The sequence below is a fragment of the Rhizobium leguminosarum genome (genome assembly GCF_002953715.1).
Taxonomy (GTDB): domain Bacteria; phylum Pseudomonadota; class Alphaproteobacteria; order Rhizobiales; family Rhizobiaceae; genus Rhizobium; species Rhizobium leguminosarum_V.
Window position 1 is genome coordinate 4,552,012 of sequence record NZ_CP025012.1, and the last position, 17,989, is coordinate 4,570,000.

The window sequence follows — 17,989 nt, forward strand, 5'->3', positions numbered from 1 at the left end:
ACGCCGCTATAGTTTTCGCAGCGCGACTTGTTCGATCAGGTGATCCTTGCCCTTTTTCAGGATGAGATCGGCGCGCGGACGCGTCGGCAGAATGTTCTGGCGCAAGTTCTTCAGGTTGATGTTTGCCCAAAGATCTTCGGCGATTTCGAGCGCTTCAGCGTCGCTGATCGACGCATAGCGATGGAAATAGGAATTCGGATCGCGGAAGGCGGTCTCGCGCAGCCGCATGAAGCGCGTGACATACCAGTTGTGGATCTCGTCTTCCGCGGCATCGATATAGATCGAGAAGTCGAAGAAGTCGGAGACCATCGGCACGATCCTGCCGCCGGCAGGCAGGTCGCGCGACTGCAGCACGTTGATGCCTTCGAAGATCAGGATATCGGGTCGGTCGACGATCTTGTATTCGTCCGGCAGCACGTCGTAGACGAGGTGCGAATAGCTGGGCGCCTTCACATCCGGCTGACCGGCCTTGATGGCCGAGAGGAAACGCAGGATCGAAGCCGTGTCGTAGCTTTCCGGAAAGCCCTTGCGCTGCATCAGCTTTTCCCGCTGCAACACGGCGTTCGGATGAAGGAAGCCGTCGGTGGTGACGAGATCGACCTTCGGACTGGAAGGCCAGCGCCCCAGGAGCTCCTTGAGGATGCGGGCGGTGGTCGATTTTCCCACAGCGACCGAGCCGGCGATGCCGATGACGAAGGGCGTCTTCGTCACATCGGACAGGCTAAGGAAGCGGTTGCGCTGTTCGAACAGCATCTGCGAGGATTCGACATGCGCTGACAGCAGCCGCGACAGCGACAGATAGATGCGCCGGACCTCGTCGAGATCGATCGGATCGCCCATCGAACGCAGCCGTTTGACCTCGTCGCTGGTCAGCGTCAACGGCGTGTCGGCGCGGAATTTCGCCCATTGTTCGGAAGAGAAGAAGTGGTAGGGCGAATAGGATTCCGACTGGAAATGATCCAACGTTTCCGGCACCCCGATAATCTCAGTCGCGATACTCATGAACTCTGCCGGCTGGCCTTTTCCTTGAGGCCGGACTGCGCGGTTCTGCGCTCGAGCTCGGCCATGACATTCTCTAACGGTATTTCAGCAATCTTCAATACGACCAATAGGTGATAGAGCACATCGGCAGCCTCATAGGTCAGATTGTCGCGGTCGCCCGTCACCGCCGCCATTACGGCTTCGATCGCTTCTTCGCCGAGCTTCTTTGCCGCTTTCGGCTGGCCGGCGGCCACGAGTTTGGCTGTCCAGGATTGCTCCGGCGAGGCTTTCGATCGCTCTTCGACGATGCTCTCGAGATCGGAAAGGGAAAATCCGCTCATAGGTCCGCTTTCAAGGTTCAGTCGAGACGCATGTCGATGCCGCACTTCGACATATAGTGCTTCGCCTCGCCGACGGAATAGGTGCCGAAGTGGAAGATCGACGCGGCAAGCACCGCATTGGCATGGCCCTCCTTGATCCCGGCGACGAGATCGTCGAGATCGCCGACGCCGCCGGAAGCGATGACAGGCACACGCACCGCATCGGCAATCGCCCGCGTCAGTTCCAGATCGTAGCCGACCTTGGTGCCGTCGCGGTCCATCGAGGTGACCAGCAGCTCGCCGGCGCCGCGCGCCACCATTTTCTGGGCGAATTCGACGGCATCGATGCCGGTCGCGTTGCGCCCGCCATGGGTATAGATTTCCCAGGCGCTGAGATTGTCGCCGCCGACCGCCTGGGTGCGCCGGCGCTTGGCGTCGATCGAGACGACGATGCACTGGTCGCCGAACTTGTCGGCCGCCTCAGTGACAAAGTCGGGATTGCTGACGGCCGCCGAATTGATCGAGACCTTGTCGGCACCGCACAGCAGCAGCTTGCGGATATCGGCGATGGTACGCACCCCGCCGCCGACCGTCAGCGGCATGAAGCATTGGTCGGCCGTGCGCGACACGACATCGAAGATCGTCTCGCGATTGTCCGAGGAAGCGGTGATGTCGAGGAAGCAGAGTTCGTCGGCGCCGGCCGCATCATAGGCCTTCGCGGCTTCGACGGGATCGCCGGCATCGACGAGATTGAGGAAATTGACACCCTTGACGACGCGGCCGTCCTTGACGTCGAGGCAGGGGATGACTCGGGCCTTGAGGGTCATTTACGCGGTCTCCTTGGCCCGGGTCGCCTTGATCAGCGCCAGCGCTTCCTTAGGATCGATACGGCCGTCATAAAGCGCACGGCCTGAAATCGCCCCTTCCAGTTTTCGCGCATCGGGCTCCAGCATGCGCCTGACATCGTCAAGAGAGGCAAGGCCGCCCGAGGCGATCACGGGAATGGAAACGGCGTCGGCAAGTTCCAGCGTCGAGGTCCAGTTGATGCCGGCAAGGATGCCGTCACGGTCGATATCGGTGTAGATGATCGCGGCGACGCCGGCGCCCTCGAATTTTCTGGCGAGCTCGATGATACCGAGTTCGGAGGCCTCCGCCCAACCCTCGACGGCCACCTTGCCGCCCTTGGCATCGATGCCAACGGCGACATGACCAGGAAATTTCCGGCAGGCCTCGATGACCAGCGCTGGATTTCTGACCGCCACGGTGCCGAGAATGACGCGCCGCAGCCCGCGCGACAGCCAGGCCTCGATATGATCGAGCGTGCGAATGCCACCGCCGAGCTGCACTGGATTGTCAGTTGCCTTGAGGATCGCTTCGACGGCATCGCCATTGGCCGAATGTCCCGCGAAGGCGCCGTCGAGATCGACCACATGCAGCCATTCGAAACCCTGGTCTTCGAAGGATTTCGCCTGGGCGGCCGGATCGGTGTTGTAGACCGTCGCCTGCTGCATGTCGCCGAGCTTCAGGCGGACGCATTGGCCGCCTTTCAGGTCGATCGCGGGAAAAAGGATCATGTCGTCTTACGTCCGTAGAGTGGTCGGTACCATCAGCGCATTCCACGCATCTACGATATCCGAGCGGAAAAAGACAGCGGCAATGGTAGCCGCGCCGAAAAGCAGAAGAAGCAGCAGGGTGACGACAAAACCGGCCCGGACCTGACGCCAGAAACCCAGACGCCTCTTCATCGATTTCTCGATGTTTCGCACCTGGCGCAGCGCATCGTTGTTGACGGCGGTCAGCCGGATCTGCGGCTCCATCGCCTCGACATAGGTTTCGGCATAACTCGAAAGGATCTGCGAGGCGCGGTCGCGCAGCGTATTGCGCAAGTCGGTCGAGAGATAGTTGCTGTTGACGGCGGCAAGTTCGGCCTCATCGGGCGAACGGCCGGCGTTTCGCTTGCGATGGCTGAGAACGAAATCGCGCTTTTGCCGCTCGTAGAGTGCGTAGGCGAGCAGGCCGATCAGATCGTCCTCACCTTCGATATAGAATTCCAGCACGGCTTCGGCGATATCGCTGGCGCTGACCCCATTCGGCCGCCGGCTCGAACTGTCGTTTGCGGGGAACGATTCATGGATCATCGGTCCAGCCTTTCTTTCAGCGCCTTGGCTGCATTGGAAAGCGCTTGTCGGTGGATGGCTTCGTCAACACGGCGGATGATCGTGCCGCCGGGAAGCTTGATATCAGAAAAGGCAGGCAAGCCTTCCCTGGAGGGCCGCAACGTGTAGAACACCTTGCCTGATTTCCGTGAAGCCGGCATCGAGCGCACTCCTGTTCCGCCGTTTCCATACAGAGGAAATAAGGCGGCTGTATTAAAAGCCAGCCCTTGGAACAATTCCAGCAAAACTGCGCAGCGGTTTTGCGTCCGGAATTGCGTGAACTATGGGTTCCAGCGCAGGAAATTGCCGATCAAGGCCAGGCCGAGCCTCTGGCTCTTTTCCGGGTGAAACTGTGCGCCGACCATGTTGTCGCGCCCGACGAAAGCGGTCATCGAACCGCCGTAGTCGGCCGTCGCAATGACATCCTCGGCGTTTTCGGCGGCAAGATGGTAGGAATGCACGAAATAAGCATGTAGCCCCTGCGACCCTGTCGGAATTCCCTCGAAGAGTGGATGGTCGCGCTTCAGGTCGAGCGTGTTCCAGCCGATCTGCGGGATCTTGAGCGTGGGATCATCCGGCGTCATCTCGACGACGTCACCGGGAATCCAGTTAAAGCCGTGCGTCACGGTTTTCTCAAGGCCGCGCGAGGACATGAGCTGCATGCCGACGCAAATGCCGAGGAACGGCCGCGCCTTCTTCTCGACAGCCTCGATCAGCACCTCGGCCATCCCCGGCACGGCATCGAGGCCACGCCGGCAATCGGCATAGGCGCCGACACCGGGAAGCACGATACGATCGGCCGCGGCAACATCCTCCGCTCTGTCGGTGAGATCGATATGGGCATCCACGCCCGCTTCGCGGGCGGCACGCTCGAAAGCCTTGGTCGCCGAGCGCAGGTTACCGGAGCCATAGTCGATAATCGCGACGCGCATCGTCAGCGTCCTCCATCAAAACCAAAGAGACCAAGCGATGTGCCATGGCCGTGCGGGCTGTTCGGACGGGCCCTGTTCTGCCAGTCCGGTGCCGCGGCGGCGTCGCTGTCCGCGATGACAGCCTTATCCGAGAAATAGATCTGCTCAGCAATGCCGATCGTATCGGCTGCAATGAGTGCGTCTTCGTTCCAGCCCTTGGCGGCAAGCTTGCGGATACGGAAATTCTGGCCCTCGAGACCGACCAGCATATTCACGCCCAGCAGGATTGCCGCTCCCGCCGGCCCGAGGCCCGGTTCGTCCATCAGCGCACCACCAATCCCTTGCAGCAGAAAGGCGGCGGCGGCATGCAGCCAAAGCCGATGTGCCAGCAGCCAAACCCATGGAAACAGGAAGCCGAGCAGCGTGAAGCCGTCGCGGATGGTTCGCGTCTCGTCGGCCGTGGCGCTCGTGCTGCCGGGCGGTGTCAGGAAGATATAGCTGGATGTCATTGTCGCCGCTCCCTCGAAGGGCTCAGACGAGCGTGCCCTTGGTCGAGGGAACACGGCCCGCCTGTCTCGGATCGATCTTTGTCGCCGTGCGCAATGCGCGGGCAACGGCCTTGAAGCATGTCTCGGCAATATGGTGGTTGTTGGCACCATAATGGTTGAGAATATGCAAGGTGATGCCGGCATTCTGGGCGAGCGCATGGAAGAATTCACGAACGAGCTCGGTGTCGAAAGTACCGATCTTCGGCGCGCTGAAGGCGACATTCCAGACGAGGAACGGCCGACCGGAAAGATCGACAGCAGCCTTGGTCATCGTCTCGTCCATGGCGAGATCGATCGACGCGTAGCGGGTGATGCCGCGCCGGTCGCCGAGCGCCTTGGAGATCGCCTGGCCGATGGCGATGCCCGTATCTTCGACCGTATGGTGGTCGTCGATATGCAGGTCGCCCTTGGCATCGATCTCCATGTCGATGAGGGAATGTCGCGAAAGCTGGTCGAGCATATGGTCGAAGAAGCCGACGCCCGTCGAAATCGTCGATCTGCCGGTGCCGTCGAGATTGACGGAAACCGAAATCGAGGTTTCGTTGGTCTTGCGGGAAACGCTGCCCGTGCGGCTTGCTGCGGTCTCGGCCATATGGCCCTCCATCGGGGATAAGGCCGTTCCTTATCAGGCGCATCGGGAAATATCCAGAAGCCGGGCAAGAGAAAAGCCGGCCCATTTGCAATCTGCCTCGGCCCACTTACATAGGGCTCAACAAGGCCGGTGTGCGGCCTAGATCAGGATGATCTTAGGCCCATCGGCCTAAGATCTGAATCCGGATCTAAATCAAAGAAATGGAGCATGATGTCGTCCGAAAACCGCTTCACACTTTTCGGCATCATGCTCTGGCGTAACGGCCCGCGTCATGGGCGGACAGGTGTTTTATGACAACAATCATTACAGTTCGAAAAGGCGGCAAGGTAGTGATGGCGGGCGACGGCCAGGTGAGCCTCGGCCAGACCGTCATGAAGGGCAATGCCCGCAAGGTGCGCCGTATCGGCAAGGGCGAAGTCGTCGCCGGTTTCGCCGGCGCCACTGCCGATGCCTTTACCCTGCTCGAAAGGCTCGAAAAGAAGCTTGAGCAATATCCCGGTCAATTGATGCGCGCCGCCGTCGAGCTCGCCAAGGACTGGCGCACCGACAAATACCTGCGTAATCTCGAAGCCATGATGCTGGTCGCCGACAAGTCGATCACGCTGGCGATCACCGGCAACGGCGACGTCCTGGAGCCTGAGCATGGCACGACGGCGATCGGTTCCGGCGGCAATTTTGCCTTGGCCGCCGCCCGCGCGCTCATGGATACTGACAAATCGGCCGAAGAGATTGCTCGCCGCGCCCTCGATATCGCCGCCGACATCTGCGTCTACACGAACCACAATATCGTGGTGGAATCCTTGGATGTCGAAGGCTGAACCCAATGCCTTCTGGCCGCTTGGCCTGGACGAGACAGGCCTTCGAGGACTTGGCGAAACAACGACGAATTACGGCCGGGCGCTGCTAATGGCCCTGGACCGCCAGGAGAATAACACCCAATGACGACTTTTTCCCCCCGCGAGATCGTTTCTGAGCTCGATCGCTACATCATCGGCCAGCATGATGCCAAGCGCGCAGTCGCGATTGCGCTGCGCAACCGCTGGCGCCGCCAGCAGCTCGACCCGAGCCTGCGCGATGAAGTCATGCCGAAGAACATCCTGATGATCGGCCCGACCGGTGTCGGCAAGACCGAGATCTCGCGCCGCCTGGCAAAACTCGCCGGTGCACCCTTCATCAAGGTGGAAGCCACCAAGTTCACCGAAGTCGGCTATGTCGGCCGCGATGTCGAGCAGATCATCCGCGATCTGGTCGAGGTCGGCATTGGTCTGGTGCGCGAGAAGAAGCGGGCCGAGGTGCAGGCCAAGGCGCATGTGAGCGCCGAGGAGCGTGTTCTCGATGCGCTGGTCGGCACCACCGCTTCGCCGGCCACCCGCGAAAACTTCCGCAAGAAGCTGAGGGATGGCGAACTCGACGACAAGGAAATCGATATCGAGGTGGTCGATGCCGGTTCCGGCATGGGAGGCTTCGAAATTCCCGGCATGCCGGGCGCCAATATCGGCGTACTGAACCTGTCGGAAATGTTCGGCAAGGCGATGGGCGGCCGCACCAAGAAGGTCCGCACCACAGTCAAGGCCTCCTATAGTGACCTGATCCGCGACGAATCCGACAAGCTGATCGACAACGAAGTGATCCAGCGCGAAGCCGTTCGCTCCACCGAGAATGACGGCATCGTCTTCCTCGACGAAATCGACAAGATCGCCGCCCGCGACGGTGGCATGGGCGCCGGCGTTTCGCGCGAAGGCGTCCAGCGCGACCTCTTGCCGCTCGTCGAAGGCACCACGGTTTCGACCAAATACGGGCCGGTGAAGACGGACCATATCCTGTTCATCGCCTCCGGCGCCTTCCATGTCTCCAAGCCCTCGGATCTTCTGCCGGAACTGCAGGGCCGCCTGCCGATCCGTGTCGAATTGCGTCCGTTGAACAAGGATGATTTCCGTCGGATCCTGACCGAGACGGAAGCGAGCCTCATCCGCCAGTACCGCGCGCTGATGGAAACCGAAAGCCTGAGCCTCGAATTCACCGACGACGCGATCGATGCGCTTGCTGATGTCGCCGTGCATCTGAACTCCTCCGTCGAAAACATCGGCGCCCGCCGTCTGCAGACGGTCATGGAGCGGGTGCTCGACGATATTTCCTATAACGCGCCGGATCGGGGCGGGACGGCCGTGACGATCGATGCCGCCTATGTGCGCGAACATGTCGGCGATCTCGCACAGAACACCGACTTGTCGCGCTTCATTCTGTGATATCGGCGCACCTATTCATGTCTTTCCCGGTATGAATGCCGGATTGTGACGAACTCGACTCTCGACAGCGGGCCTTTTACTTTCTAGTGAAGGCCCGTTTTGTTTTCTGCTCCGGCTTTATTCGGCCAAGATTCTGGTCCAGGCAGCCGCATCGAAAACAGGACGATGGAACGGACGGGATAACGGATCGTGCGACGCCTTTTGACAAGCCTTATGATTGCCGTCGCCTTGGTGAATTCGGCGCCTGCCTTCGCAATGCAGACGGTGCCGGCAGGCAATCGTCACGCTGAGCAGCCTGATATTCCGGGCGCTTCCATCAGGCGCACCAAGGGCACCAAGAGCAGCTTCGATCTGAAATACGAAAAGGTTCATGAGCTTCTGGCGACCGATCGCGAGCTGATGAGCAAGATCCGCAAGGTTTCCAGCGCTTACGGCATCAATCCCATCCATGTCGTCGGCGCGATCGTCGGCGAACACACCTATAATGTCGACGCCTATGACCGGCTGCAGGCCTATTATGTCAAGGCCGCTTCCTATGCCGGAGAAAGCTTCCGCTTCGCTTATGACGGCGAAAGCGTCGACGAATTTGTGGCGCGGCCGCAATTTTCAGAATGCAAAGGCAAGAGCGATTCCTACACGCTCTGGTCCTGCCGCGAAGATGTCTGGGAAAGCGATTTCCGCGGCAAGACGGTGGGCGGCACGAGCTTCCCCAACAACCGCTTCAGCGCGGTCTTCTTCCAGCCCTTCTATGCCGGTCAGACCTTCGGCCTCGGTCAGGTCAATCCGCTGACGGCGCTGATGCTCTCCGATCTCGTGACCCGCGTGTCGGGTTATCCGAAGCTGAACGAGAAGAATGCCGGGGCCGTCTACAAGGCCATCATGGATCCCGATATCTCGCTCGCCTTCGTCGCGGCTTCGATCCGCAGGTCGATCGACGACTACAAGGAGATCGCCGGCATGGATATCTCGGGCAATCCCGGCCTGACGGCGACGCTTTATAATGTCGGCAATTCGCGCCAGCGCGCCGCCGCCCTTGCTGCGAAGAACCGCGGCGCCGGTGCGACCGTCTGGCCGGAAGAGAATTATTACGGCTGGCTGATCAACGACAAGCTGGACGAACTTAAGGGCCTGCTCTAGCTTCAAGCTTGCCGGGAAGCTTAGATCTTCCCCGAAAGGCTTTTACGATGGACATGCGTCCGGACCCGTTCGTTCCACCAGCACCGCTGCCGCGTACCGTGCCGCCGAGCCGGCTGGAAATCATTCGCATCATCCTGCGCAATCCGCTCGAACTCTGGGGCGAGCCGTCCTACACGCTGCCCTGGATCCGTACCAATTTCTTCGGCCAGAGGACGCTGATCGTCAACGATCCCGGCCTTATCAAACATGTGCTGGTCGACAATGCCAATAATTACCGCATGTCGGATGTGCGCCAGCTCGTCCTGCGTCCGATCCTCCGCGACGGCCTCCTGACCGCCGAAGGTGCTGTCTGGAAAAGATCGCGCAAGGCGGTGGCGCCTGTTTTCACGCCCCGCCATGCCCAAGGCTTCGCCGGGCAGATGCTGCGCCAGTCCGAAGACTATGCCCGTAAATATGAGAGCGCAGACAAGGCAGGCGCAATTTTCGATATCAGCACCGACATGACCGAGCTGACCTTCGCGATTCTCGCTGACACGTTGTTCTCCGGCGAAATCGTCACCTCGAGCGGCCATTTCGCCGATGACGTCAATGAACTCCTGCATCGCATGGGCCGCGTCGATCCGATGGATCTGATGCGCGCTCCGTCCTGGGTTCCACGTGTGACACGCATCGGCGGCCAGAAAGTGCTGGAGAAATTCCGCGCCATCGTGCGCAACACGATGGATATGCGGCTCGCAAAGATGAAGGCGAATCGCAGCACCGCGCCCGAGGATTTCCTGACCCTGCTCCTCGAACAGGCCGGCCCTGAGGGGCTGTCGAAGGAGGAGATCGAAGACAATATTCTGACCTTCATCGGCGCGGGTCATGAGACCACAGCCCGGGCATTGGCCTGGACGCTGTATTGCGTATCGAACAGCCCGCATAACCGCGAAGCGATGGAAGAAGAAATCGACGCGGTGCTCGCCACTGGAGCCGAACCAGTGGAATGGCTGGATATGATGCCGCAGACGCGCGCCGCCTTCGAGGAGGCTTTGCGCCTCTATCCGCCGGCGCCATCCATCAATCGCGCCGCCATATCGGATGATTCCTGGACAAGCCCCAAGGGCGAGCGGGTCGAGATCGAGGCCGGTGTCACGGTGCTGATCATGCCCTGGACGTTGCATCGCCACGAACTTTATTGGGAGAGGCCGCGCGCCTATATGCCCGAACGCTTCCTGCCGGAAAATCGCGGCTCTATCGGCCGTTTCCAGTTCCTGCCTTTCGGCGCCGGTCCGCGTGTCTGCATCGGTGCAACATTTGCACTTCAGGAGGCGGTGATCGCCCTTGCTGTCCTGATGCATCGTTATCGCTTCGATTCCACCGATCAGACCAATCCCTGGCCGGTGCAGAAGCTGACGACGCAGCCGCAGAATGGATTGCCGATGCGCGTGACACCGCGCATAATTTCCATGAAGGCATAAATCTTTCGAATTATTGCAGAATTGACTGTGAATGAAAGCCGGGCAAAGTGGCAGCATTCAAAGTCGTTGCCAGGGAGAATGTCGCATGAGCCGCATTGATAAGAACGGTCTTGCCATTGAAACCGTCCTTCATGATTTCCTCGTCAAGGAGGTGCTGCCGGGTCTGGCGGTCGATGCGGACAAGTTCTTTGCCGATTTTTCGGCCATCGTCCACGATCTCGCCCCGAAAAATCGTGCGCTGTTGGCAAAACGCGACGACCTGCAGGTAAAGGTCGACGACTGGTATCGCCGGCATGGCGCCCCTGCGGATATGGACGACTACCAGTCCTTCCTTCGCGAAATCGGCTATCTTCTGCCTGAGGGATCGGACTTCCAGGTTTCGACCGAAAATGTCGATCCGGAGATCGCCTCGATCGCCGGCCCGCAGCTCGTCGTTCCGGTCATGAATGCCCGCTATGCCCTGAACGCCGCCAATGCCCGCTGGGGTTCGCTGTATGATGCGCTCTACGGCACGGACGCGATTCCCGAGAGCGACGGCGCCGAAAAGGGCAAGGGCTACAATCCGAAACGCGGCGAGAAGGTCATCGCCTGGGTGCGCGATTTCCTCGATACATCAGTGCCGCTGCAGGACTGCCGCTGGAAGGACGTCGGAAGCTTCGCCGTCAAGGATGGAGCGCTGGTCGTCAAATCGATCGATGGCGAGCTGGCAATGCTGACGGACGACAAACATTTTGCCGGCTATCGCGGTGACGCCGCCGCTCCCACGCATATTCTCCTGAAGAACAACGGCATTCACATCGAAATCGTCATCGATGCGACGACGACGATCGGAAAAGCCGATCCGGCTGATATTTCCGATGTCTGGCTGGAATCGGCAATCACGACAATCATGGACTGCGAGGATTCGATTGCCGCTGTCGATGCCGAGGACAAGGTTGTCGTTTATCGCAACTGGCTCGGCCTGATGAAGGGCGACCTGCAGGAAGAGGTGGCGAAGGGCGGAACAAGCTTCGTCCGCAAGCTCAACCCGGATCTGCAATATGCCGGTCCGGACGGCACCTCCTTCGAGGTGCATCGCCGCTCGCTGATGCTGGTGCGCAATGTCGGCCACCTCATGACCAATCCGGCGATCCTTGACCGTGACGGCAACGAAGTGCCTGAAGGCATCATGGATGCTGTGCTCACCGGCCTGATCGCACTTTACGATATTGGCCCGGCCGGCCGGAAGAAGAATTCCCGCACCGGCTCCATGTATGTGGTCAAGCCGAAGATGCACGGGCCCGAAGAGGTCGCCTTCGCCGTCGAAATCTTCTCGCGGGTCGAAGATGCGCTCGCCATGCCGCGCAATGCCATCAAGATGGGCATCATGGATGAGGAACGCCGCACGACCGTCAACCTCAAGGAATGCATCCGCTCTGCCCGCGAGCGAGTCGTCTTCATCAATACCGGCTTCCTCGATCGGACTGGCGACGAGATCCACACGTCGATGGAGGCCGGTCCGATGATTCGCAAGGGTGACATGCGCCAGGCGGCTTGGATTTCCGCTTACGAGAACTGGAACGTCGACATCGGCCTCGAATGCGGCCTTTCCGGCCACGCCCAGATCGGCAAGGGCATGTGGGCGATGCCGGATCTGATGGCGGCGATGCTCGAACAGAAGATCGCCCACCCGAAGGCCGGCGCCAACACCGCCTGGGTGCCGTCGCCGACGGCCGCAACCCTGCACGCCACCCATTATCACCGGGTCAATGTCGCCCGAGTTCAACAGGGACTGAAGGATCGCGCCCGCGCCAAGCTCTCCGACATTCTCTCCGTGCCGGTCGCGGTGCGACCGAACTGGACGCCGGAGGAAATCCAGCGCGAACTCGACAACAATGCCCAGGGCATCCTCGGCTACGTCGTGCGCTGGGTTGATCAGGGCGTCGGCTGCTCGAAGGTGCCCGACATCAACAATGTCGGCCTGATGGAAGACCGCGCGACGCTGCGCATTTCGGCCCAGCATATGGCGAACTGGCTCTATCACAAGGTCGTCACCGAAGCTCAGATCGTCGAGACGATGAAACGCATGGCCGCCGTCGTCGACCGGCAGAATGCGTCGGATCCCGCCTATCAGCCGATGGCCGGCAATTTCGATGATTCGATCGCCTTCCAGGCCGCCCTCGATCTCGTATTGAAGGGTAGGGAACAGCCGAACGGCTACACCGAGCCGGTGCTTCACCGCCGCCGCCTCGAACTCAAGGCGAAACAGGCCGCGTGACGGCTTGACGGAGAATGCAAAAAGGCCGCCGGGACGACAGTCCGGCGGCCTTTTTTATACCGAATTCGATAATTAGCTTACTGAATGACCACGACCTTGGACGTGCCCTTGCCGGGACGGACGCGGCTGTACAAGTCGATGACATCCTGGTTCATCAGGCGAATGCAGCCCGAGGAAGCGGCGGTGCCAATCGAGGCCCATTCCGGCGTGCCGTGCAGGCGGAAGAGCGTATCCTTGCCGTCCTCGTTGAAGAGATACATGGCGCGCGCGCCGAGCGGATTGGTGAGGCCAGGGCCCATGCCGTCTTCGACGTACTTGGCGAGATCAGGCCGGCGGACGGCCATTTCCTTGGGCGGGTGCCAGTTTGGCCATTCCTGCTTCCAGGCGACGTAGGCGGTGCCGGCCCATGCGAAGCCCTGCTTGCCGACGCCGATGCCGTAGCGCATCGCCTTGCCGTTGGCCAGGATGTAATAGAGGAAGCGTTCGCGCGTGTTGACGATGATCGTACCGGGACGCTCGGTGGTCTGGTAGCTGACGACCTGGCGGCGGAACTGCGGCTTGACCCTATCGATCGGGATCGCCGGCAGGGAGTATCCGGCATCCTTCGTCACGCCGTAGGCGTCGTTGAAGATCTGTGCTGTCTGTACCGTCGGGCCTGCGCCCTTGTCGTCGACGGATGCGCTGTCTGATGTCGTAGAGCAACCGGCCAGAGCGAGCGTCGCCAGCAGGCCAAATACAGGGAATGCATTGCAGATGCGCATGGATGACTCTTGAAGTTTTGGGGCAAGGAGAATGGTCTTTCGACCATCGTTGATTATGGTTTATTTTCGATTAACTTGCGCTTTGCAAGGCTACTGCAGCGCGACAAATCCGTCTGCCGCGCAAATTAGAAGCGCATGGTTTTTTTGCAACAACACGCCAGCCCCTCTGATGGTTATCCATGACGATTTTGAGCGTTTACAATAACAATCCGTTAATCGATGGCCGGCAATCGGACAGGGCCATGATGGTACGGCGCGGAACGCAGATATTGCTGCATGAAATGCGCCACGCCGTGCTGCCCGAACTGCCGCTGGCCAGCGGCCGCCGCGCCGATCTGATCACTCTTTCGGAAAAGGGCGAGGTCTGGATCATCGAAATCAAGACGTCGATCGAGGATTTCAGGGTGGATCGGAAATGGCCGGAATATAGGCTGCATTGCGACCGTCTATTCTTTGCGACTCACAAGGATGTGCCGCTGGAGATCTTTCCCGAGGAATGCGGACTGTTCCTGTCGGATGGTTATGGCGCCCATATGATTCGCGAGGCGCCGGAACACCGAATGGCACCGGCCACGCGCAAATCCGTCACGCTCAACTTCTCGCGTGCTGCCGCACAAAGGCTGATGATGGCCGAATGGGCGAGCGGAAAACCGTTCACCGTGGACGACGTCTAATTATAAGCGCGCGATGCGCAGGTCTATTTCGGCGCGCGTTTGGCAAGGATACGCTGCAGCGTCCGCCGGTGCATGTTGAGCCGGCGCGCCGTTTCGGAAACATTGCGCTCGCACATTTCATAGACCCGCTGGATGTGTTCCCAGCGCACGCGGTCGGCCGACATCGGATTTTCGGGAAGCTCAGCCTTTTCACCCGGCCGCTGTGTCAGCGCCGAAAACACGTCGTCGGCATCCGCAGGCTTTGCCAGATAATCGACAGCACCGAGCTTCACGGCCGTCACCGCCGTTGCGATATTGCCGTAGCCGGTCAGTACGATGATTCGCGTATCGTCGCGACGCTGGCGGATCGCCTCGATGACGTCGAGCCCATTGCCGTCGCCGAGCCGAAGGTCGACCACCGCATATTTCGGCGGCCTGCCTTTCGATTTCGCAACGCCCTCCGCCACTGATTCGGCCGTCTCCACCTGGAAGCCGCGCGTCTCCATCGCCCGTGCCAGGCGGCGCAGGAACGGCCCGTCGTCGTCGACGATCAGCAGGCTGGCGTCGGGACCGATATGATCCTCGTCCGACGAGGCGAAATTGTCATGATTCTGTTCTGTCATTGTCTCGGTTCCGGCGGTTGAGCGCCCGATCTGCGTCAACCGCTATATCCTGTTTATGCCGACAAAGTCATTTTGTCGAATTTGCGTCGATCAGCATGCGCGGCCATTCGATTCGGATACGCGCGCCCGCACTTTCCGGATCGCGATTCTCGAAAACCAGCGATGCGCCGGAGCGCTCCAGCAACGTCTTGGCGATGAAAAGTCCAAGCCCGAGGCCGCCAGCCGTATCCTCCTTCTGCCGCTTGGTCACATAGGGTTCGCCGATCCGCGTCAGAATGTCGGGCGCATAACCGTTGCCATCGTCCTCGATAACGATCAGCACTTTGTCGTGATCGTGCTCGACAGTGACGATCACTTTCTCCCGCGCATAATCGACGGCGTTTTCGATCAGGTTGCCGAGCCCGTACATGATGCCGGCATTGCGATCGGTGACCGGCTCACCCTTGCGCGGGCTCTTTTCAATGAGCTCGAGAGCGATACCGAATTCCCGGTGCGGGGCGACGATCTCCTCGATCATCGACGAAAGCGGCAGGCGGCGCATATGCGCCTCGCCTTCGGAGGAAAGCGTCGTCAGCCGCCGCAGGATGTCACGGCAGCGTTCGCTCTGGCTGCGCAGCAGCATCACGTCCTCGCGGAAACGATCGTCGTTCTTGAGTTCGCGCTCCATTTCCTTGGCGACGACGCTGATCGTCGCAAGCGGCGTTCCGAGCTCATGGGCGGCCGCAGCCGCCAGCCCGTCGAGTTGCGACAGATGCTTTTCCCGCTGCAGCACCAATTCGGTCGCAGCCAGCGCATCGGCAAGCTGGCTCGCTTCCATCGAGACCCGATAGGCATAGAAGGCGGCAAATGCCATTGTCGAGGCGATCGAGCACCAGACACCGAACTGCATGACGTTGTGCACATTGATCTCGACCCCGTCGAACCAGGGCAGCGGAAAGGGCGAAAAGGCAAGCACCGTGATGCAGACCATCGCAAAGCCGATCAGCGCGGTGCTGTAGCGGATCGGCTGCGAGGCAAAGGAGATGATGACGGGCACGCAGACGAGTGCCGCGAAAGGATTGGCAAGGCCGCCGGTGATGAAGAGCAGCGCGCAGAGCTGCAAGAGGTCGAAGCCGAGCAGGACAAAGGCGGCTGGCGGTTCCAGTCGATGCGTCGGCGGATAGCGGATCGTCAGGTAGAAATTCACCCAGGCAAGGGCGGCGATCAGCGAAGAGCTGGCAATCAGCGGCAGGGAAAACTTCAGCCAGAATGCAACGATGAAAACCGTCAGCGCCTGTCCGCCGACGGCAAGCCAGCGCAGCCGCACCAATGTCTGCAGGCGCAGCCTGCGGCTGTTGTGCCGGTCCTCCAGCGTATAGCCTTCCGTGTTGTCGATCATGCTAGGCTTGTCGATCATCCCGGGCTCCTTGAATGGCCGTCATGTACCACGCGGTTTTGCCCGTGTCGTCGGCAACGCGTCCTCCGGCCGCTCCGGCCAGGGATGCCGGGGATAGCGCCCGCGCATATCAGCACGTACATCCCTCCACGAGCCAGCCCAGAAGCCCGGCAGGTCGCGTGTCGTCTGGATCGGCCGGTGCGCCGGCGAGGTGAGCTCGAGCAGCAGCGGCAGGCGGCCACCGGCAATGGCCGGATGCTGCCTCAGTCCAAACAGCTCCTGTACGCGGATCGTCAGCACCGGCTCCTCACCCTCATACTGGATCGGATGCCTTTGGCCGGTCGGCGCTTCGAAATGGGTCGGCGCAAGCCGGCTAAGGTCGCGCTGCAAGTCGTGCGGCACTAAAGACATCAGCCCGTTCGAAAGCCCGGCTGCGGAAATCTCGGAAAGGCCGCGGGCCTCGGTCTGAAAGGGTGCGAACCACTTGTCCAGCCGGGACAGCAGGGCGCCGTCGCTGACATCAGGCCAAGGTTCGCCGATCGTCCGGTGAAGGAATCCGATCCGCTCGCGAAGCTGCACGGCCTCCTTCGAGAAGGCAAGCTGATCGAGCCCCAGCTCGCACACACCCTCCACCAGCGCCTGGGTGACCGCTGGCCCGGAAGGTCGCGGCAACGGCGTCTCTTCGAAGACGATGGCGCCGAGCCGGGTTGCCCGCCGCGCCCTGACTTGCCGGCTCTGCCGGTCGAAGAATATCTGGTCCCCGGTTTTGATCTCGCCGGGCAACTCGGCCTCGATGTCGCCGCGTGTCACCTCGGCTGCCGCCAGAACCCGCGCTTGGGCTGCCCGTCCGGTCAGGTCGGCAATCACCAGCATCTGGCTGCCGGCCAGCCTCTCGGTTTCCGGTAGCTCCGCTCCACGCCCGTTCGCCATCACGAATCGGCCGCGCCCGCCGCGCTGAAGTGCGATTCGATCTGGGAACGCATGCAGCAGCAGCTGGCCTGCAAGCGCCGGCGCCGTTGCGGCAATGGTGTCGAGGCCGCTTGCCAGCCGTCCTGCCAGCCGCCTTGAAGCCTCCGCTCTCTCGCCCCGCTCGGCCTTGAAGCGTCGCAGCCGCTCCTCGATATCGATACTCGTTCCGCCGAGCCCCTGTTCGGTGAGAAGCACGGCGATCATCGCCGCATCCCGTGCGTGTCCCGCTTCTCCGGCGGAGACGACCATGGCGGCAAGCCGCGGCGGCAAAGCGAGATCGCGCATGACCTTACCCCGCGCTGTCAGCGCTCCGTCCTTGTCGAGCGCTCCGAGCTGGCCAAGCAGAACCCGCGCCTCCCTCAGCGTCGTTTCCGGCGGCTGATCGACGAAGGCAAGCGATGCCGGGTCTTGAACGCCCCAGTGCGCGAGGTCGAGCACCAGCCCCGAGAGATCGCTGGAATGGATCTGCGGCGGTGTGAAGGCCGGCAATGCCGCCGTCTGTCCTTGGTGCCACAGCCTGATGGCGATGCCCGGCTCCGTTCGTCCGGCGCGCCCCGCCCGCTGATCGGCGGAAGCCCGCGACACGCGCACCGTCTCCAGCCGCGTGATTCCGGTCGAGGCCTCGAACACCGGCAGACGCTGCAGCCCGCTGTCGATCACGATCCTGACGCCGTCGATGGTGATCGATGTTTCGGCGATCGATGTCGCAAGCACGATCTTGCGTGTCCCTTTGGATGCCGGCCGGATCGCCGCATCCTGCTCCTTCTGGCTGAGATTGCCGTAGAGCGGCGCAATCAGCGTCTCGGCTCCGAATCGTCCCTGCAGGCGTTCTACGGTCCGCGTGATTTCCGCCTGGCCGGGCAGGAAGGCGAGGATCGAGCCGGCTTCATTGGCATGAGCATCGAATATCGCCCGCGTGACCGCATCCTCGATGCGCTCGCCGCCGGGCCGATCCTGGTAACGGATATCGATCGGAAAGCTGCGCCCGAGGCTTTCGATC

At 61.0% G+C, this 17,989-nt stretch carries 19 protein-coding genes and 1 pseudogene (1 of these 20 cut by a window edge); 7 read left to right on the forward strand and 13 right to left on the reverse strand.

Annotated elements, in window-relative coordinates; translation table 11 throughout:
* Window positions 1–6: 6 nt before the first annotated feature.
* The 9 genes from coaA to hisB form a co-directional block, all read right to left on the reverse strand.
* On the reverse strand, window positions 7–1,002 hold the full coding sequence (gene coaA / locus CUJ84_RS22510) for a type I pantothenate kinase (RefSeq protein WP_027682303.1): 996 nt from the start codon (window positions 1,000–1,002) through the stop codon (window positions 7–9).
* Window positions 999–1,322, reverse strand: coding sequence for a phosphoribosyl-ATP diphosphatase (locus CUJ84_RS22515; protein ID WP_017995608.1), 324 nt, complete (start codon window positions 1,320–1,322; stop codon window positions 999–1,001). The genes coaA and CUJ84_RS22515 overlap by 4 nt, the downstream gene beginning before the upstream one ends.
* A gap of 17 nt (window positions 1,323–1,339) precedes the next feature.
* The gene (hisF, locus tag CUJ84_RS22520) at window positions 1,340–2,128 is read right to left on the reverse strand and encodes an imidazole glycerol phosphate synthase subunit HisF (RefSeq protein ID WP_105007797.1); all 789 of its coding nucleotides are present in this window, start codon (window positions 2,126–2,128) and stop codon (window positions 1,340–1,342) included.
* Window positions 2,129–2,875 carry a 1-(5-phosphoribosyl)-5-[(5-phosphoribosylamino)methylideneamino]imidazole-4-carboxamide isomerase gene (gene hisA, locus CUJ84_RS22525; protein ID WP_105007798.1) on the reverse strand — a complete coding sequence of 249 codons (747 nt, stop codon included), beginning with the start codon at window positions 2,873–2,875 and terminating at the stop codon, window positions 2,129–2,131. It lies immediately after the preceding gene.
* Window positions 2,876–2,881: 6 nt separating this feature from the next.
* Window positions 2,882–3,439: a hypothetical protein gene (locus CUJ84_RS22530; RefSeq protein ID WP_105007799.1), complete on the reverse strand. Its 558-nt coding sequence runs from the start codon at window positions 3,437–3,439 to the stop codon at window positions 2,882–2,884.
* Window positions 3,436–3,618: a hypothetical protein gene (locus tag CUJ84_RS22535; RefSeq protein WP_018244192.1), complete on the reverse strand. Its 183-nt coding sequence runs from the start codon at window positions 3,616–3,618 to the stop codon at window positions 3,436–3,438. The genes CUJ84_RS22530 and CUJ84_RS22535 overlap by 4 nt, the downstream gene beginning before the upstream one ends.
* Window positions 3,619–3,738: 120 nt before the next feature.
* A complete protein-coding gene (hisH, locus tag CUJ84_RS22540) occupies window positions 3,739–4,389 on the reverse strand; it encodes an imidazole glycerol phosphate synthase subunit HisH (protein ID WP_105007800.1) in 651 nt (216 codons plus the stop codon).
* Window positions 4,390–4,391: 2 nt separating this feature from the next.
* Window positions 4,392–4,877 carry a DUF2628 domain-containing protein gene (locus CUJ84_RS22545; protein ID WP_105007801.1) on the reverse strand — a complete coding sequence of 162 codons (486 nt, stop codon included), beginning with the start codon at window positions 4,875–4,877 and terminating at the stop codon, window positions 4,392–4,394.
* Between the two features lie 22 nt (window positions 4,878–4,899).
* Window positions 4,900–5,508 carry an imidazoleglycerol-phosphate dehydratase HisB gene (gene hisB / locus CUJ84_RS22550; protein ID WP_105007802.1) on the reverse strand — a complete coding sequence of 203 codons (609 nt, stop codon included), beginning with the start codon at window positions 5,506–5,508 and terminating at the stop codon, window positions 4,900–4,902.
* A 290-nt stretch (window positions 5,509–5,798) separates the two neighbouring features.
* Here hisB and hslV point away from each other — a divergent pair, with 290 nt between their 5' ends.
* From hslV to CUJ84_RS22580, 6 genes and pseudogenes are all read left to right on the forward strand, one after another.
* Complete coding sequence (gene hslV, locus CUJ84_RS22555) at window positions 5,799–6,326, forward strand: ATP-dependent protease subunit HslV (protein ID WP_018244195.1); 528 nt, start codon at window positions 5,799–5,801, stop codon at window positions 6,324–6,326.
* A gap of 37 nt (window positions 6,327–6,363) precedes the next feature.
* Window positions 6,364–6,450, forward strand: a pseudogene (locus tag CUJ84_RS39390) (GNAT family N-acetyltransferase); the annotation flags it as partial.
* Window positions 6,447–7,754, forward strand: a complete 1,308-nt coding sequence (gene hslU, locus CUJ84_RS22565; protein WP_105007803.1) for an ATP-dependent protease ATPase subunit HslU — start codon at window positions 6,447–6,449, stop codon at window positions 7,752–7,754. The pseudogene CUJ84_RS39390 and the gene hslU, both read left to right, overlap by 4 nt.
* A gap of 189 nt (window positions 7,755–7,943) precedes the next feature.
* Window positions 7,944–8,891 (forward strand): DUF1402 family protein, encoded by a 948-nt coding sequence (locus CUJ84_RS22570; protein ID WP_027682295.1) that lies wholly within the window; start codon window positions 7,944–7,946, stop codon window positions 8,889–8,891.
* Between the two features lie 47 nt (window positions 8,892–8,938).
* Entirely contained in the window at window positions 8,939–10,351 is a 1,413-nt protein-coding gene (locus tag CUJ84_RS22575; protein ID WP_105007804.1) for a cytochrome P450, read from the forward strand.
* 85 nt (window positions 10,352–10,436) lie between these two features.
* Window positions 10,437–12,608: a malate synthase G gene (locus tag CUJ84_RS22580; RefSeq protein WP_105007805.1), complete on the forward strand. Its 2,172-nt coding sequence runs from the start codon at window positions 10,437–10,439 to the stop codon at window positions 12,606–12,608.
* A 77-nt stretch (window positions 12,609–12,685) separates the two neighbouring features.
* Here the strand turns inward: CUJ84_RS22580 and CUJ84_RS22585 are convergent, their stop codons facing one another.
* Window positions 12,686–13,369 (reverse strand): L,D-transpeptidase, encoded by a 684-nt coding sequence (locus CUJ84_RS22585; protein ID WP_012759588.1) that lies wholly within the window; start codon window positions 13,367–13,369, stop codon window positions 12,686–12,688.
* Window positions 13,370–13,548: 179 nt separating this feature from the next.
* On the opposite strand from CUJ84_RS22585, the gene CUJ84_RS22590 reads away from it, so the two are divergent.
* Complete coding sequence (locus tag CUJ84_RS22590; protein ID WP_027682292.1) at window positions 13,549–14,043, forward strand: MmcB family DNA repair protein; 495 nt, start codon at window positions 13,549–13,551, stop codon at window positions 14,041–14,043.
* A gap of 23 nt (window positions 14,044–14,066) precedes the next feature.
* On the opposite strand, the gene CUJ84_RS22595 is transcribed toward CUJ84_RS22590, so the two are convergent.
* From CUJ84_RS22595 to hrpB, 3 genes are all read right to left on the reverse strand, one after another.
* Entirely contained in the window at window positions 14,067–14,645 is a 579-nt protein-coding gene (locus CUJ84_RS22595) for an ActR/PrrA/RegA family redox response regulator transcription factor (RefSeq protein ID WP_105008281.1), read from the reverse strand.
* A gap of 67 nt (window positions 14,646–14,712) precedes the next feature.
* A complete protein-coding gene (locus CUJ84_RS22600) occupies window positions 14,713–16,041 on the reverse strand; it encodes an ActS/PrrB/RegB family redox-sensitive histidine kinase (RefSeq protein WP_432444880.1) in 1,329 nt (442 codons plus the stop codon).
* A 21-nt stretch (window positions 16,042–16,062) separates the two neighbouring features.
* On the reverse strand, window positions 16,063–17,989 hold the 3' portion of the coding sequence (gene hrpB, locus CUJ84_RS22605; protein ID WP_105007806.1) for an ATP-dependent helicase HrpB. Its footprint extends 539 nt past the window's final position; only the last 1,927 of its 2,466 coding nucleotides appear in the window; its start codon lies off the right edge, out of view — the gene reads right to left on this strand; it ends in the stop codon at window positions 16,063–16,065.

Bases quoted from the DNA above. Each gene is read 5' to 3' on its own strand.
- coaA (WP_027682303.1), bottom strand. From the start codon at position 1,002: ATGAGTATCGCGACTGAGATTATCGGGGTGCCGGAAACGTTGGATCAT.
- CUJ84_RS22515 (WP_017995608.1), bottom strand. From the start codon at position 1,322: ATGAGCGGATTTTCCCTTTCCGATCTCGAGAGCATCGTCGAAGAGCGA.
- hisF (WP_105007797.1), bottom strand. From the start codon at position 2,128: ATGACCCTCAAGGCCCGAGTCATCCCCTGCCTCGACGTCAAGGACGGC.
- hisA (WP_105007798.1), bottom strand. From the start codon at position 2,875: ATGATCCTTTTTCCCGCGATCGACCTGAAAGGCGGCCAATGCGTCCGC.
- CUJ84_RS22530 (WP_105007799.1), bottom strand. From the start codon at position 3,439: ATGATCCATGAATCGTTCCCCGCAAACGACAGTTCGAGCCGGCGGCCG.
- CUJ84_RS22535 (WP_018244192.1), bottom strand. From the start codon at position 3,618: ATGCCGGCTTCACGGAAATCAGGCAAGGTGTTCTACACGTTGCGGCCC.
- hisH (WP_105007800.1), bottom strand. From the start codon at position 4,389: ATGCGCGTCGCGATTATCGACTATGGCTCCGGTAACCTGCGCTCGGCG.
- CUJ84_RS22545 (WP_105007801.1), bottom strand. From the start codon at position 4,877: ATGACATCCAGCTATATCTTCCTGACACCGCCCGGCAGCACGAGCGCC.
- hisB (WP_105007802.1), bottom strand. From the start codon at position 5,508: ATGGCCGAGACCGCAGCAAGCCGCACGGGCAGCGTTTCCCGCAAGACC.
- hslV (WP_018244195.1), top strand. From the start codon at position 5,799: ATGACAACAATCATTACAGTTCGAAAAGGCGGCAAGGTAGTGATGGCG.
- hslU (WP_105007803.1), top strand. From the start codon at position 6,447: ATGACGACTTTTTCCCCCCGCGAGATCGTTTCTGAGCTCGATCGCTAC.
- CUJ84_RS22575 (WP_105007804.1), top strand. From the start codon at position 8,939: ATGGACATGCGTCCGGACCCGTTCGTTCCACCAGCACCGCTGCCGCGT.
- CUJ84_RS22580 (WP_105007805.1), top strand. From the start codon at position 10,437: ATGAGCCGCATTGATAAGAACGGTCTTGCCATTGAAACCGTCCTTCAT.
- CUJ84_RS22585 (WP_012759588.1), bottom strand. From the start codon at position 13,369: ATGCGCATCTGCAATGCATTCCCTGTATTTGGCCTGCTGGCGACGCTC.
- CUJ84_RS22590 (WP_027682292.1), top strand. From the start codon at position 13,549: ATGACGATTTTGAGCGTTTACAATAACAATCCGTTAATCGATGGCCGG.
- CUJ84_RS22595 (WP_105008281.1), bottom strand. From the start codon at position 14,645: ATGACAGAACAGAATCATGACAATTTCGCCTCGTCGGACGAGGATCAT.
- CUJ84_RS22600 (WP_432444880.1), bottom strand. From the start codon at position 16,041: ATGATCGACAAGCCTAGCATGATCGACAACACGGAAGGCTATACGCTG.